The following is a 13173-nucleotide window of genomic DNA, read 5'->3' as shown; positions in this document are numbered from 1 at the left end:
CCCTAATTTAAACTCTTCTGTATATCGAATGCGACTGCCCATAAGACACTCTCCTTGCTTCCAGTTTTACCCAACAAGGTGTCTACAAAGCTAGGGGCACATCAACTATTACGGCTTGCAAGTCGAACGTTAGACCGAAAATTGACTGCACTTTAAGCTCCAAGTTTATCCACTTTCAGCATTCACTGACCTTCTGACAATCACTTCTTAGAGAAGTATATTCTAGTTTTCTGCAACAGCGAAATTGTTATGGTATTATTTCACTCTCCCTCCCGCCGACTTGATCGGCGGGTCCAGGGTGCGATCTCTCGCCCTGAATGCGAAACTTGCGCATCTCGGTCCATGGACAGGCCGATCAAGTCGGCCTGAGGGAAAGGCGAGATAGGTGTACTCCGAAAGGGCGGCGGCGTCCGTGCCCCCTGAGGACGCGTTGAAAGGTTTGTTCCCTACCCTTCAATCATCCCACTGCAATGGAATATCCTGCCATTCAGGATTTTTGGCCTCAATCATTTCGATCTTCCATTGACGTTTGTAACGTTTGACGGCGCGTTCTCTCGCGCGGGCCTCCCCGATGTCGTCATAATGTTCAAGATAGACGAGACGGTCGCAGTCATATTTGGCCGTGAAGCTATTCGGGTTTGCTTTGGATTTATGTTCAAAAACGCGAGATTGAATGTCGGTTGTGGAACCGACGTAAAGTGTTCCCGTTTTATGGTTCGCCATAATATAAAGGTAGCCATGGGGCATAGGTTGGGTTTGAGCGAAGCTCAGAGATAAGGCAACGCCCTTTCAACTATCCCTTTGGCCGACTTGAACAGCCTGCCCCGGACCTGATCCGGGGGCCAATCCATGGTGCAAATGTCGACCTGAATGCAATGGTTGAAAGGCTTGGGCCATGGCCCCGCCGATCAAGTCGTCGGGAGTGAGCCGAGAGATTTGTGTTTACACATTCGGCCCTCGCTATCGCCGTTATCCCACGCCTGTAGTCATCCCCGCCTTCACAACCCGAATGGACGCGCAATTCGGCACAGCGCTATTTTCAATCCCCGGGATTGAAAATTATAACCGCTTTTGTGTCCCCCCTCACCCAAAGCCTGCGAGTTTATACCCTCCCACCCCAGACACGAGAGATTACGTTAATCTCGGTCGGTGGGCCTGAGTTCTGTGGCATCGTCCATGACTGGCTTGCGAATTAACGTGGCGTGAGCGGGTCTGGGGTGTGCGGCGGTTATTCGGCGTGAGGCTGTGAGATACGAGCTACAGATTATCGTGGTGCGCCCTGCCGGACGTCAGACGTTTATGCCGATCGGGTCGAAAGCCCGGTCGGCCTCTGAGCGTCTAAACAGGTGAGCTCATCGCGGGCCCTGTGAGATGATCCGCTTACCCTCCCATGCGCTCAGGGCGCGGGTTTTGCCCAGCGTAAAATGGTATTTTATTCCCTGTTCCATCGTTGGACAGGCCCGCGCTCGTGTCTCTTAATCAAGAGCCTAGCCGCCCCGCCGCACGCGCGATCGTCGGCCAGCCTTATCCCCTGCGTGACCGCCTGCACTCCCCGCCCCTTTGAAAGCCAAAGCCATGCCCCGAAAAGCCCACGCCACCGCGCGCCGTCCGATCCTCACTGAGACTGAGTCCGCCTTGAATTGGGAGCTGCGCCGCGCGCGGGCCGAAATCAATATTCTACGCAAAGCCCGCCGTGACGGAGCCGAGCGCCGCGATTATTTATCCCCCGCTGAAATCGCCGTTTTAATTCGCAAAATCGGCACGATGGTGCGGAATTGCCTTCCCGCCTATCTGCGCGATGATGATCCCTGCCCCCATTGCGGCGGCCACAGCGTGGCCCAGATCGAGGCCGCGTTTGAGGCCTGGGCGGAGGCGGAAGGCGGGCGTGAGGATATTGAGGGTGACTAAGGCGCGGATTAATCGCGACGGGGGCGACGCCCCTCTCCACCCCGCTACTCTCCACCCCGCCCCTCACCACGTTGGCGGCGCTGACCCCGCTCAGCCCCCTCCTCGCGGTGGTTGGCTTTATTGAAATCATCGCTCACCACACCTGTCAGGCAACGCGAGACAAACGGGTAGCTGTCCGTGACGAAATAGCTGTAGGCGCCCTCGAACATCCCGCCGTTACATTCGTCCAAACGGCCCTCGCCACCGACATAGACATAATCCTCATTATAGGTGCCGTCATAGGACCCGCCGGGGCCGGGATTATCGGGGCGCGTACCGGGTTTGAGATTCCAGCCCGAGGTGGCCGCCTCACCCACATAGCGGATTGGAAACCCGTCACCCGCATAGCCAACAAGGGTCGAACCGGACGTCTCGGTCAAGGAATTGGCAATACCGTGATAGTGATAGAGCCCACCGCGACCGACATGGGCATTATTGAAATCAAGGCCGAGCTTGCCGGGCGCGCCGTGAATATCGACGCTCCAATTCGGATCGCCATTGCGGCTATGTCCGCGTCGCCCGTTGGGGTCGTAGAACCCCGCCGTATTGGGACGAAACTGCACGCCATTAATGGCAATGCCCATCGTACCCCGGATCGGTGTAATCTGGTTTGCCGTCATCGGGTTCAACGGAATGCAAACATTGACGGTCTGCGGCGCGATGGCGTTGGGGTTGCCGCGATTAGGAAATGTGCCCGTTGCGTGATCAGGCAAACCGTTCGCGGCGAAGCAGCGCTCTGTCTCGGTGAAGGAGACGGAAACGAGATTGTCGGTCTGCGCCATAACAGTCGTGGATTGCGCCACACTTTGGGACACATAGACCCCAATGGTGAGGGTCGCCGCGCTCAGGCAAAGGAGAGAGAGACGTTTCATGAAAAATCCTTAGAGTATTTATCAGTCAAACGGTTGGAATCGGGAATTCCTGCGTTCGCGAAGAACATCGCGAATAGGAACCGCACAGCGCGAAGCGCATAGAGGAATATCACCATGAAAATTACGGCCATTGACGGGCACCCAGGGACAGACAGATTAGTCAGCGCCTTGCTCGACCGCTACCTCGCAGCGGCAGGCGCGGCGGGCGCCACGGTCACGCGGCTGAACCTCCGCGACTTGGATTACGATCCTGTGCTGCATGTCGGATATAAGGGGGAGCAACCGTTGGAGCCCGATTTGCAACGGCCGCAAGCGGCCATCACGGATTGCGATCATTTGGTTGTGGGGTTCCCGCTCTGGTGGGGGTCGCAACCGGCATTGCTTAAGAGATTTTTCGACCGGGTGTTGCTCCCCGGATTTGCGTTTAAATATCACAAGGACGACCCGTTCTGGGACCGCCTCTTGGCCGGACGGAGCGCCGATGTGTTTATTACGGGCGACACGCCCAAATTCTATTTACGGCTGGTCCATCGCTCGCCCGTTTTACGGGCGATGAAGGGGCAAATCTTGGGCTTTTCGGGATTCAAACCCATTAAACAATTTTACTTCGCGCCCGTCCGCAAGTCAGCGGCCAAGACACGCGACCGTTGGTTGACCAAAGCCGACGCACGGGGGCGGGCGATCGGATCACGCTGAAATTGATCACGCGGTGCGGCGCAAACTGCCGCACGCCCACAAGACCAGCACGATCAGCGGGAATTGTAAAAACACACGAAACCAGAGCGCGATCGGTGAGGACATCTCGCCCAGCGGCATACCGACAATGGCCATATGTATATTGGCGGGCAGAACGGCGAGCAAGAATGCCGACAGCGCCAAACCCGTCACGCGGCGCCATGACGGCACGACAAGGCCGACCGCAAAGGCGAGCTCCATCGCGCCCGTGACCTGCACGATCAAATGTTTGAACGGCAGTACGGGCGGCACAATCGCGGCGAAACTCGCGGTTTGGGTAAAATGCGCGATCCCGGCGAGCAGGAAGAAGACGGCCAAGAGCCAGCAGAGGAGCGTTTTCACCATACGTTAAAAAACGCCTGAGCCATCACACGCGATGAGCAGCTGGCCTTCGAGGCCCGCTTTGCGGTGGAAGTGAAAGGACCGATAGGTCTCATTCGAGACGGCATCGAACATGCTTTTTTTATCGGGATAGCGAACGATGGCTACGGCGTCCCATGCGTCTGCGCCTTCGCCAATCAGAAAACGGTCGACCTTCCCGCCGAAGATTGTCTCGACACCGACAAGGCCCTGATCGCGGAGCATCTGACCGAACGCTTTGGCGTAACGGGCATAGGCCTGCGCACCGGATACCTGCTCGCCCTCACTGTAGGTCGAGGTCTGTTTGAACTTGAGCAGGTTCAGCATATAAATCGGAACCCCGTCCTCATGACTCGCGAGGAAGGTTTTAATTTGGTCTGGGGTCGGTTCGACCGCGTTTAACGTCGTCATGGTCTATGCCTTATATCCGGGGTGTTCCATCACGGTGCTGGCTGAGCGCGCGACCATCTCTGACGAGACGAAAAAGTCTGCCGCCAGCGGACCATCATAGCCGGGTTGATTATAACGGGAGAAATCGGTCATGCCGGTTTCGGCCAACACAAATTCGTCGATGTAGAAATTGCCCGTGGCCTCTGTCGACGGCCGCGACAGGACTTCATAAGCGGAGTCGGCCATGATGTCGGGCACGCGGCTCATCTTCGCCATACTGTCGCCGCCCAACACATTGCGCACGGCGGCGGTGTCGATGGACGTCATCGGCCAGAGCGAATTCACCGCGATATTATCGCGGCGAAATTCTTCGGCCATACCCAGCGTGCAGAGGCTCATGCCGTATTTTGCCATCGTGTAGGCGACATGATTACGAAACCACCGCGGTTCCATGATCAAGGGAGGGGCGATATTCAGGATGTGCGGATTGGTGCCGTGACGCAAATGCGGCTGGCACGCTTGGCTCATCATAAAGGTGCCGCGCGCATTGACGCCGTTCATCAGGTCATAGCGTTTCATTGGGGTGCTGACCGTCGGCGTCAGCGAAATCGCGGAGGCATTATTGACGAGGATATCAAGACCACCAAAACGCTCAACCGTTTGCGCGACAGCCGATTTGACCATGTCCTCTTCGCGGATGTCACACACAATCGGCAAACATTGGCCGCCGACCGCTTCAATTTCAGCGGCCGCTGTGTAGATCGTGCCCGCCAACTTCGGATGCGGCTCGGCCGTCTTCGCGCAGATAACAATATTAGCCCCGTCGGCCGCGATTTTTTTGGCGATTGCCAAACCAATCCCGCGCGATCCGCCAGACATAATGAGAGTGCGTCCTTTGAAAGACATAATGGTGGCTCCTTGAAACGAAAGATTTGCACAGGGTTATGACAGCCCGAGCGCACACGCAACTGCCCTAAAGTCATATCCCATTAACCATGCCTCTGAACTGCGCCTTAAGCGTCTTCTGCCAAAGAGAGGTCAAGTTGATACGATAAAGGATAGACGATGCGTCTTCTCATTCTTAGTGTTTGTGCACTGTCCCTCAGTGCTTGTTCGATGGGCGGTCTCGGTTTCGGGTCTGGCCATACCGGATATGAAGCCCCTCCCCCTGTCGGATATGGCAACTGGCAGGGCAGTCATCAGGCTGGCTATGCTCAGACTAGCTATGCTCAAGCGGGCGGATATGGTTACGGCCAAACACCATGCTCCGCCCCTGTGGCCCCACCGGTACAAAGCTATCCTTGTGGCGCGCCGACTTACGTCGCTCCCGTCACGCCGTGCCATCAACCCGTACAAACACCCTGCTCGGCGGCACAAGCGCAACCAATTAATTACGCGGCTCAATACGTGTCGCCTCAGCCGGTTAGCTATCCGAACGGATACCCCACTGCGCCAATGCCGGCACATTATGGTCAACCACAAGCGCCGGGTTGCGGCCTTAGCGCCTGTTCAAGCCAATATGCGGTGTCACCCTACGCCTATGATAGTGGCCATGAAGCGCATGACTATTCCTACGGGCAAACAAATTACGCGCCTCAAACACCCAGCCCTTATGCCTACGGCACACAGGCGGGGTCATATTACCCGTCCGCTGGTCATGGGTCACACGCAGTAACGCGCCAGAATGATGCCCATTTTTACGGAACCCTCGGGGCCGTTTGGTACGATGTCGGACGCCCATATGCGGGTCTTCAAGGACGTCTTGGCTATCAGGCCACCCCCATTCTAGGGGCCGAAATCGAAGGCTCTATCGGGGTCATCAACGAAGTCAGCCCGTTTAATCAAGATGTCGGCGGCGGCGTCATCTTGTCCGGTGAATTCAAAGATGGGGTCGATTATTCTGCCGCAGCCTTTGCGACGGCGCGCCTACCGCTTTCACGCAATATTTCGACCCATGCCCGCGTCGGCTATCACACAACACGAACATTCGCTGACGTGGATTTCGACAGCAATCCAGATCAGCAAACAACGACAACGCTGGATGGGATCGCTTATGGGGCAGGCATCCAAATGGACATTACCCCTGTTGACGCCATCCGCGCTGACTTCACGCGCTATGATAGCGACACGGCCGATAACGACTCCGTGTCCCTCGCCTACTTGCGGCGCTTCTAGAGGCTTCGGAGAAACAAACGACGTCTGACAATTAAAGGCACGGCTTCGGTCGTGCTTTTAAGCTTTATGGCCTTACCCCACCCGTCTACGATGACCCGATTGATTTGCGATGCAGGAAGAGGCCAATATGCCGAACGACCGGAATACGATTGGCGGAGAGCCGTCTGGACATTGGCAGGATGTTCCGTCGCATGGTGAGTCCTATCGCGATGACCCTCAGCGCCATGACCTGACGCCGCAACGCGGGCAAGATAATGCCAACCTGATCTATATCCTCTATCTCGTGAATATCGCCGTCCCGTTCCTCGGCCTTGTGGGCGTGATCATGGCCTATTCTGCACGCGCGACTGCCGCCCCCGACCTTCGGTCCCATTATGATAACCAAATCCGGATATTCTGGCTGACCGTAATTGGGTATTTCGTTTCTGTGGTTCTGATGTTTGTCTTAATCGGCTTCCTGCTCGCGTTCGCTGTCTTCATCTGGAAGATCGTTCGCGTCGCCACCGGCATGAGCCTGCTCGCGCGCGGACAACCTGTTAGAAATGCCGAGAGCCTGAGCTTTACCTCAGAATAGGGCCGCTTACGCGTCGACCGTGTCCTGTCGGTGCCATAACTCGGCGTAGAGCCCGGCTTGCGACAAGAGTTCAGCGTGCGTGCCGCGCTCGACAATGCGACCCTGGTCCATGACCAATATGAGGTCAGCGTCTTGAACGGTCGAAAGACGGTGCGCGACGACCAGCGTCGTGCGCCCTTCGCTCGCCAAGCTTAAAGCCACCTGAATATCTTTTTCGGTCGCGCTATCCAACGCGCTTGTGGCTTCATCCAAAATCAAAATCGCAGGATCTTTTAGCAACGTCCGGGCAATCGCCACGCGTTGTTTTTCCCCGCCGGAGAGCTTCAACCCGCGCTCGCCAACCATCGTATCGTACCCTTTGGGTAAGGTCGCAATGAAGTCATGAATTTGCGCGTCGGCGGCGGCCTGTTCAATCTCTGACTGGCTCGCATCGGGTTTGGCGTAACCGATATTATAGCCAATCGTGTCGTTAAACAGAACGGTGTCCTGCGGCACCATACCGATGGCCGCGCGTAGGGAGGCCTGCGTGATATCCCGAATATCGTGCCCATCAATCCGCACAGCCCCGCCCGCAATATCGTAAAACCGATAGAGAATACGCGAGAGTGTGGACTTACCCGCCCCCGTCGGCCCGACCACGGCGACGGTCTGCCCCGGCTCGGCTGTAAAGCTGAGGCCCGACAGAATTTGCCGGTCGTCGTCATAATGAAAATCAACATCTTCAAATTCGATCCGTCCGCGTACATCCGTGATCGGCTGCGCGTGCGGCGCGTCGATCACTTCGGGTGGCTCTTCCAATAGCTGGAACATGCGCTCCAGATCGGTCAGCGCCTGTTTAATCTCGCGGTAGGCAAACCCGAGAATATTGAGCGGACGATAGAGTTGGTTCAAGACGAGCGTGATGGTGAGCATGTCGCCCGTGCTCATATCCCCGCCCAGAATATAGAAAGCCGCCAGAACCATACTGGCCACAATCCCCGCATTCATCAGCAGGCTTTGCCCGATATTGACCGTGGCAAGTGACGTTTTGGACCGGATCGCCGCTTGGGCATAGGCGGCCATCGCGACGTCGTAGCGTTTCACTTCGCGCCCTTCGGCATCGAAATATTTGACCGTTTCATAGTTGAGCAAACTATCCACGGCCCGTGCCCAGCTTTCCGTATCGCGGCGGTTCATTTCGCGCCGGAACTTAAGCCGCCATTCCGTCGTCATCACAGTAAAGGCGACATAGGTCACGACCACCACAATCGCGATGACGGCAAACCAGCCATTATAGGCGATCGCAAAGGCCGCGCCCGCGATCAGGAGCTGGAGTAATGTCGGGCCAATATTGAACAGTAAAAACCGGAACAGGAAATCAATTGCGCGCACGCCGCGTTCAATGATCCGCGACAGTCCGCCCGTGCGTTTCGCGAGGTGGTAGCGTAAGGACAGGCGGTGCAAATGCGCGAACGTCTCGGTCGCGATTTTACGCTGCGCTTGCTGCGCAACGGGCGCAAAGACATATTCGCGGGCTTCGGAAAACAGGGTCGAGAGCAGACGTAATGCGCCGTAACCCATCACGAAAAAGGCGATAAATAATCCGACCTGTGCGAACGCATCGCCGCGACCCACGGCGTCCGCGACCGCGTCCTGCGCGTTGCCCAAAAAGAACGGCGCGCCGACCAGAATAAACTGGCTGACCACGACCAAGAAAATCGCGATGCCCGTCCGCAGCTTGGCCGACATATCGCCGGGCGGGAGGACATAAGGGATCAGGCTCCGCAGCGCAGACAGTTGCTCAATCAGGCCGCGTTCTTCGGTCTCGGCAGCATCAGGGTGGGAGGCAGGTCGCATTAGCGAGGATATGGGGCACAACGCGAAAAAGGAAAGGTCCGTTTAAGCCTTTTTCGCGACGTGCCCGAAATGCGGTGAATGAGCGCCCTTAAATTAAACCGCCTCAAACTCCATAATCACGGCATCAACGGCGAGGTTATCGCCCGCCGCCGCTTTAATCTCGGACACGCGGGCGCGGTTCTCGGCGCGGAGCGTGTTTTCCATTTTCATGGCCTCAACCACGGCCAGCGCCTGCCCGTCTTCGACAATATCGCCAACCTCGACCATGACTTTGACAATCACGCCGGGCATGGGACAGAGCAGCAGGTTGGACGTGTCGGGCGCGACTTTAATCGGCATATGGCTTGCCAGCTGACCCGCTTCGGGGGTGCGGACTTTGACATTAAACGCGCAGCCGCGGTGACGAACGGCATAGCCTTCGGGGCGCGGCGCGGCGTGGAAATTAACCGGCTTATTATCAATCAACGCGCGGACGAGCGATTGACCCGGCAACCAGTTAATCAGCACTTCCATCTCAATCGCGGCCTTGTCGCTATCATCATCCATGATGATGGTGCGCAGGCCCTTCTCGCCGCGAATATCGGCGCGATAATGACTATCGCCAATTTCAACGCACCATGTATCCGGAACGTGGCGCGTATGGTTCGGCAGGCTACCGGAAATATCCGCTGCGCGGGTTTCCGACACATCATGCATCAACGCGCAGACCGCCGCGAGTTTGCGCATCACGCCTGCGTTTGGCTCAGCCCCCATAAAGCCGTCGGGATATTCCTCAGCAATAAAGCCCGTCGTAATATCGCCGCGAATGAAACGGTCATGATCATAGACGGCTTGGAGGAACGGGATATTATGGCCAATCCCCTCAAGTTCAAACACGTCGAGCGCGTCGCGCATGGCGTCCAGCGCCACGCCGCGATCTGGCCCCCACGTACAGAGCTTGGCGATCATCGGATCGTAAAACATGCTGATCTCACCGCCCTCAAACACGCCGGTATCATTGCGGACAATGGCGCCGTTTTCACGCTTGCCTTCGACGGGCGGGCGGTAGCGGGTCAAACGGCCAATGGATGGCAAGAAATTGCGGAACGGGTCTTCGGCATAGATGCGGCTCTCGAGCGCCCAGCCTGTCAATTTAACATCGTCCTGCGTCATGGACAATTTTTCGCCCTGTGCGGAGCGGATCATTTGTTCGACCAGATCGACGCCTGTGATCAATTCTGTCACCGGATGTTCGACCTGTAGGCGCGTGTTCATTTCCAAGAAGTAGAAATTGCGGTCGCCATCGACGATGAATTCGACCGTGCCGGCGCTATCGTAATCAACGGCTTTGGCCAGCGCGACGGACTCAGCGCCCATCGCGGCGCGGGTGGCTTCGTCGAGGAAGGGTGACGGCGCTTCTTCGATCACTTTTTGGTTGCGGCGCTGGATCGAACATTCGCGTTCACCCAGATAGATGATGTTGCCATGCTTATCGCCCAACACTTGGATTTCGATGTGGCGCGGCGAGGTGACGAATTTTTCGATAAAGATACGATCATCGCCAAAGCTGTTGGCGGCTTCGTTTTTTGAGGCGGCAAATCCTTCGCGGGCTTCTTCGTCATTCCACGCGATCCGCATGCCTTTGCCGCCGCCACCGGCGGAGGCTTTGATCATCACCGGATAACCGACTTTGTTGGAGATTTTGACCGCGTCATCCGCGTCCTCAATCAAGCCCATGTGGCCCGGCACGGTTGAGACGCCCGCTTCCATCGCCAATTTCTTGGACGTAATTTTATCACCCATCGACACGACGGCGTGCGGGTTCGGGCCGATAAAAACGACGCCTTCGGCCTTAAGCCGTTCGGCAAATTCCGGATTTTCCGACAGAAACCCATAGCCCGGATGCACGGCGTCCGCGCCCGTCTGTTTCACGGCGTCAATGATCTTGTCTTGGATCAGATAGGATTGGTTCGCCGCCGACGGGCCGATATGAACGGCTTCATCCGCCATTTTCACATGCAGCGCATTCCGGTCAGCATCGGAATAGACCGCCACGGTTTTGATGCCCATGCGCCGCGCGGTCTTTATGACGCGGCAAGCAATTTCGCCACGGTTAGCGATGAGGATTTTCGAGATGGTCATGTTAATAGCACCCTAAGAATAAGTGCAAAGATAAGAAAGTATCCGAACGGAACGCAACCCAAAGCAAGATAATTAAGTTTCTGCCATTTACCCATTGGGAAGAGATTTACCTGGAATGCATTCATCAACTTCACGCGGTATGCCTCAACAAATATTCTTCGGGGTGAAAGAAATATTGCCTTATAAACAGCGTAATAACTGCCAGCAAAACCAAGAGTTATTGTCGCAGAAAGAGTTAAAATCGAAGCCCACGCATCGTTAAGTCCATCAATATAAGGAAGAGAATTCAGCAATAGTAATACAGGCGCAAACCCAGCTGCGGCGTAACCTAATGTGCTAGATTCAGAGCGTGCTATCGCCGCAATTAGCTGCTCGGCATCTTCATCATCTAAATGATCTCTTTCACGATCTGCGGATATAGCTATATTTGTTAGCTTAACTTCTCTGTCCCCAAAGCAGTTATCCTCAAACACAAGAATTTTCCTTATCTTGTCACTCACAGCGGCAAGTTCCCATGCTTCTTCCACGGGTTCTCAAGCTGCTTATCCTTTGCCAGCGCGAACGCCCTCGCGACCCGTTTCCGCGTTGATTGCGGCTGGATGACTTCGTCGATGTAGCCGCGTTCGGCCGCGCGGAACGGTGACAGGAACTTCTCTTCGTAATCCGCGACGTGGGCGGCGGTTTTTTCCGCGTCGCCTAAGTCTTTGCGGTGCAGGATTTCGACCGCGCCTTTGGCGCCCATGACGGCGATTTGGGCGGTGGGCCACGCGTAGTTGATGTCGCCGCGCAGATGTTTCGGGCTCATCACGCAATAGGCGCCGCCGTAAGCTTTGCGGGTGATGACGGTGACTTTGGGGACGGTCGCTTCGCCGTAAGCGTAGAGCAATTTCGCGCCGTGTTTGATGACGCCGCCATATTCCTGTGACGTGCCGGGCAGGAAGCCGGGAACGTCAACGAGGGTCAGGATCGGAATATCGAAACAGTCGCAGAAGCGCACAAACCGTCCGGCTTTGCGCGAGGCGTCACTATCAAGGCAGCCCGCGAGGACCATCGGTTGATTGGCGACGACGCCGACGGTGCGGCCTTCGAGACGGATAAAGCCGCACAGGATATTCTTGGCGAAGTCCTTTTGAATTTCGAAAAAGTCGCCTTCGTCCGCGATTTTTCGCACCAGCTCATGCATATCATAGGGCAGGTTCGGATTGTCCGGTACAAGCGTATCCAGCGAGGCATCCAAACGGTCATGTTTATCAAAGAACGGACGGACCGGAACCTCGGCTTGATTGTTAAGCGGGAGGAAGTCGAACAGGCGGCGGATTTCCGCCAGCGCTTCCATATCATTATCAAACGCGCCGTCGGCGACCGACGATTTGGTTGTGTGCGTTTTCGCCCCGCCGAGTTCTTCCGCTGTCACGACTTCATTCGTCACCGTCTTGAGCACGTCCGGCCCAGTCAGGAACATATAGCTTGTGTCGCGCACCATAAAGACAAAGTCGGTGAGGGCTGGCGAGTAAACCGCCCCGCCCGCGCTTGGCCCCATGATGACGCTGATCTGTGGGATCACGCCCGACGCGAGGATATTGTTCTGAAAGACCGACGTGTAACCCGCCAGCGCCGCGACACCTTCTTGGATACGCGCGCCGCCGGAATCTTGCAGACCGATGATCGGCGCGCCGTGGCGCATCGCCATTTCCTGCACCTTGTTGATTTTCTGCGCGTGGGTTTCGGACAGCGAGCCCCCAAAGACGGTGAAGTCCTGCGCAAAGACGAAGGTCTTGCGCCCATTAATCGTGCCCCAGCCCGTGACCACGCCGTCTCCGGCGGGTTTATTGCTGTCCATGCCGAAATCTGTGCTGCGGTGCGTGACGAACATGTCGAATTCTTCGAATGATCCGGGGTCGAGTAGCAGGGATAGCCGTTCGCGCGCCGTCAGCTTGCCTTTGGCATGCTGCGCATCAATGCGTTTCTGTCCGCCGCCCGCGCGCGCGACTGCGCGTCGTTCTTGGAGTTGATCCAGAATGGAGCTCATACGATTATCCCACCCAAAACTTTGGCATCCGTCTGTTTACGCCTGTCTTTTACGCCGGCGCTTGCATCCCGACAACCTGACGAGGCGCGCGCGATGGTGCAAGCTTGTTTTGTCGAAAATATTGCCTTTATCCG

The 13173-nt window shown here is 56.4% G+C and carries 13 protein-coding genes; 4 read left to right on the top strand and 9 right to left on the bottom strand.

Annotated features, from left to right (window positions below; genetic code table 11):
* Positions 1-453 precede the first annotated feature (453 nt).
* Positions 454-747, bottom strand: coding sequence for a GIY-YIG nuclease family protein (locus IE105_RS14425; RefSeq protein ID WP_189499598.1), 294 nt, complete (start codon positions 745-747; stop codon positions 454-456).
* A gap of 828 nt (positions 748-1575) precedes the next feature.
* On the opposite strand from IE105_RS14425, the gene IE105_RS14420 reads away from it, so the two are divergent.
* Positions 1576-1908, top strand: coding sequence for a hypothetical protein (locus IE105_RS14420; protein WP_189499597.1), 333 nt, complete (start codon positions 1576-1578; stop codon positions 1906-1908).
* 44 nt (positions 1909-1952) lie between these two features.
* On the opposite strand, the gene IE105_RS14415 is transcribed toward IE105_RS14420, so the two are convergent.
* On the bottom strand, positions 1953-2819 hold the full coding sequence (locus IE105_RS14415; RefSeq protein ID WP_189499596.1) for a YHYH protein: 867 nt from the start codon (positions 2817-2819) through the stop codon (positions 1953-1955).
* A 114-nt stretch (positions 2820-2933) separates the two neighbouring features.
* Here IE105_RS14415 and IE105_RS14410 point away from each other — a divergent pair, with 114 nt between their 5' ends.
* Positions 2934-3515: an NAD(P)H-dependent oxidoreductase gene (locus IE105_RS14410; RefSeq protein WP_189499595.1), complete on the top strand. Its 582-nt coding sequence runs from the start codon at positions 2934-2936 to the stop codon at positions 3513-3515.
* Between the two features lie 6 nt (positions 3516-3521).
* Here IE105_RS14410 and IE105_RS14405 read toward each other — a convergent pair whose 3' ends face one another.
* From IE105_RS14405 to IE105_RS14395, 3 genes are read right to left on the bottom strand one after another with little or no spacing between them, the layout of a single operon-like run.
* A complete protein-coding gene (locus tag IE105_RS14405; RefSeq protein ID WP_189499594.1) occupies positions 3522-3899 on the bottom strand; it encodes a DoxX family protein in 378 nt (125 codons plus the stop codon).
* A 3-nt stretch (positions 3900-3902) separates the two neighbouring features.
* Positions 3903-4325, bottom strand: a complete 423-nt coding sequence (locus tag IE105_RS14400; RefSeq protein ID WP_189499593.1) for a DUF1330 domain-containing protein — start codon at positions 4323-4325, stop codon at positions 3903-3905.
* Between the two features lie 3 nt (positions 4326-4328).
* Entirely contained in the window at positions 4329-5210 is an 882-nt protein-coding gene (locus tag IE105_RS14395; protein ID WP_189499592.1) for an SDR family oxidoreductase, read from the bottom strand.
* A gap of 159 nt (positions 5211-5369) precedes the next feature.
* Here IE105_RS14395 and IE105_RS14390 point away from each other — a divergent pair, with 159 nt between their 5' ends.
* Positions 5370-6479, top strand: a complete 1110-nt coding sequence (locus IE105_RS14390) for an outer membrane beta-barrel protein (RefSeq protein ID WP_189499591.1) — start codon at positions 5370-5372, stop codon at positions 6477-6479.
* Between the two features lie 127 nt (positions 6480-6606).
* A complete protein-coding gene (locus IE105_RS14385) occupies positions 6607-7053 on the top strand; it encodes a DUF4870 family protein (RefSeq protein WP_233354186.1) in 447 nt (148 codons plus the stop codon).
* 6 nt (positions 7054-7059) lie between these two features.
* Here the strand turns inward: IE105_RS14385 and IE105_RS14380 are convergent, their stop codons facing one another.
* From IE105_RS14380 to IE105_RS14365, 4 genes are all read right to left on the bottom strand, one after another.
* Positions 7060-8889 (bottom strand): ABCB family ABC transporter ATP-binding protein/permease, encoded by a 1830-nt coding sequence (locus tag IE105_RS14380; RefSeq protein WP_189499590.1) that lies wholly within the window; start codon positions 8887-8889, stop codon positions 7060-7062.
* 93 nt (positions 8890-8982) lie between these two features.
* Complete coding sequence (locus tag IE105_RS14375; RefSeq protein ID WP_189499589.1) at positions 8983-11010, bottom strand: acetyl-CoA carboxylase biotin carboxylase subunit; 2028 nt, start codon at positions 11008-11010, stop codon at positions 8983-8985.
* Positions 11007-11537 carry a hypothetical protein gene (locus tag IE105_RS14370; RefSeq protein ID WP_189499588.1) on the bottom strand — a complete coding sequence of 177 codons (531 nt, stop codon included), beginning with the start codon at positions 11535-11537 and terminating at the stop codon, positions 11007-11009. The genes IE105_RS14375 and IE105_RS14370 overlap by 4 nt, the downstream gene beginning before the upstream one ends.
* A complete protein-coding gene (locus IE105_RS14365; protein ID WP_189499587.1) occupies positions 11507-13039 on the bottom strand; it encodes an acyl-CoA carboxylase subunit beta in 1533 nt (510 codons plus the stop codon). Before IE105_RS14365 ends, IE105_RS14370 begins: the two co-directional genes overlap by 31 nt.
* Positions 13040-13173 lie beyond the last annotated feature (134 nt).

It is taken from the genome of Algimonas arctica (assembly GCF_014652695.1).
GTDB classification, from domain to species: Bacteria; Pseudomonadota; Alphaproteobacteria; order Caulobacterales; family Maricaulaceae; genus Litorimonas; species Litorimonas arctica.
The sequence above is the reverse complement of the archived record's forward strand: the minus strand, read 5'-3'. Positions and strand labels throughout refer to the sequence as shown.

Bases quoted from the DNA above. Each gene is read 5' to 3' on its own strand.
- IE105_RS14410 (WP_189499595.1), top strand. From the start codon at position 2,934: ATGAAAATTACGGCCATTGACGGGCACCCAGGGACAGACAGATTAGTC.
- IE105_RS14425 (WP_189499598.1), bottom strand. From the start codon at position 747: ATGCCCCATGGCTACCTTTATATTATGGCGAACCATAAAACGGGAACA.
- IE105_RS14415 (WP_189499596.1), bottom strand. From the start codon at position 2,819: ATGAAACGTCTCTCTCTCCTTTGCCTGAGCGCGGCGACCCTCACCATT.
- IE105_RS14390 (WP_189499591.1), top strand. From the start codon at position 5,370: ATGCGTCTTCTCATTCTTAGTGTTTGTGCACTGTCCCTCAGTGCTTGT.
- IE105_RS14400 (WP_189499593.1), bottom strand. From the start codon at position 4,325: ATGACGACGTTAAACGCGGTCGAACCGACCCCAGACCAAATTAAAACC.
- IE105_RS14380 (WP_189499590.1), bottom strand. From the start codon at position 8,889: ATGCGACCTGCCTCCCACCCTGATGCTGCCGAGACCGAAGAACGCGGC.
- IE105_RS14365 (WP_189499587.1), bottom strand. From the start codon at position 13,039: ATGAGCTCCATTCTGGATCAACTCCAAGAACGACGCGCAGTCGCGCGC.
- IE105_RS14385 (WP_233354186.1), top strand. From the start codon at position 6,607: ATGCCGAACGACCGGAATACGATTGGCGGAGAGCCGTCTGGACATTGG.
- IE105_RS14420 (WP_189499597.1), top strand. From the start codon at position 1,576: ATGCCCCGAAAAGCCCACGCCACCGCGCGCCGTCCGATCCTCACTGAG.
- IE105_RS14375 (WP_189499589.1), bottom strand. From the start codon at position 11,010: ATGACCATCTCGAAAATCCTCATCGCTAACCGTGGCGAAATTGCTTGC.
- IE105_RS14405 (WP_189499594.1), bottom strand. From the start codon at position 3,899: ATGGTGAAAACGCTCCTCTGCTGGCTCTTGGCCGTCTTCTTCCTGCTC.
- IE105_RS14395 (WP_189499592.1), bottom strand. From the start codon at position 5,210: ATGTCTTTCAAAGGACGCACTCTCATTATGTCTGGCGGATCGCGCGGG.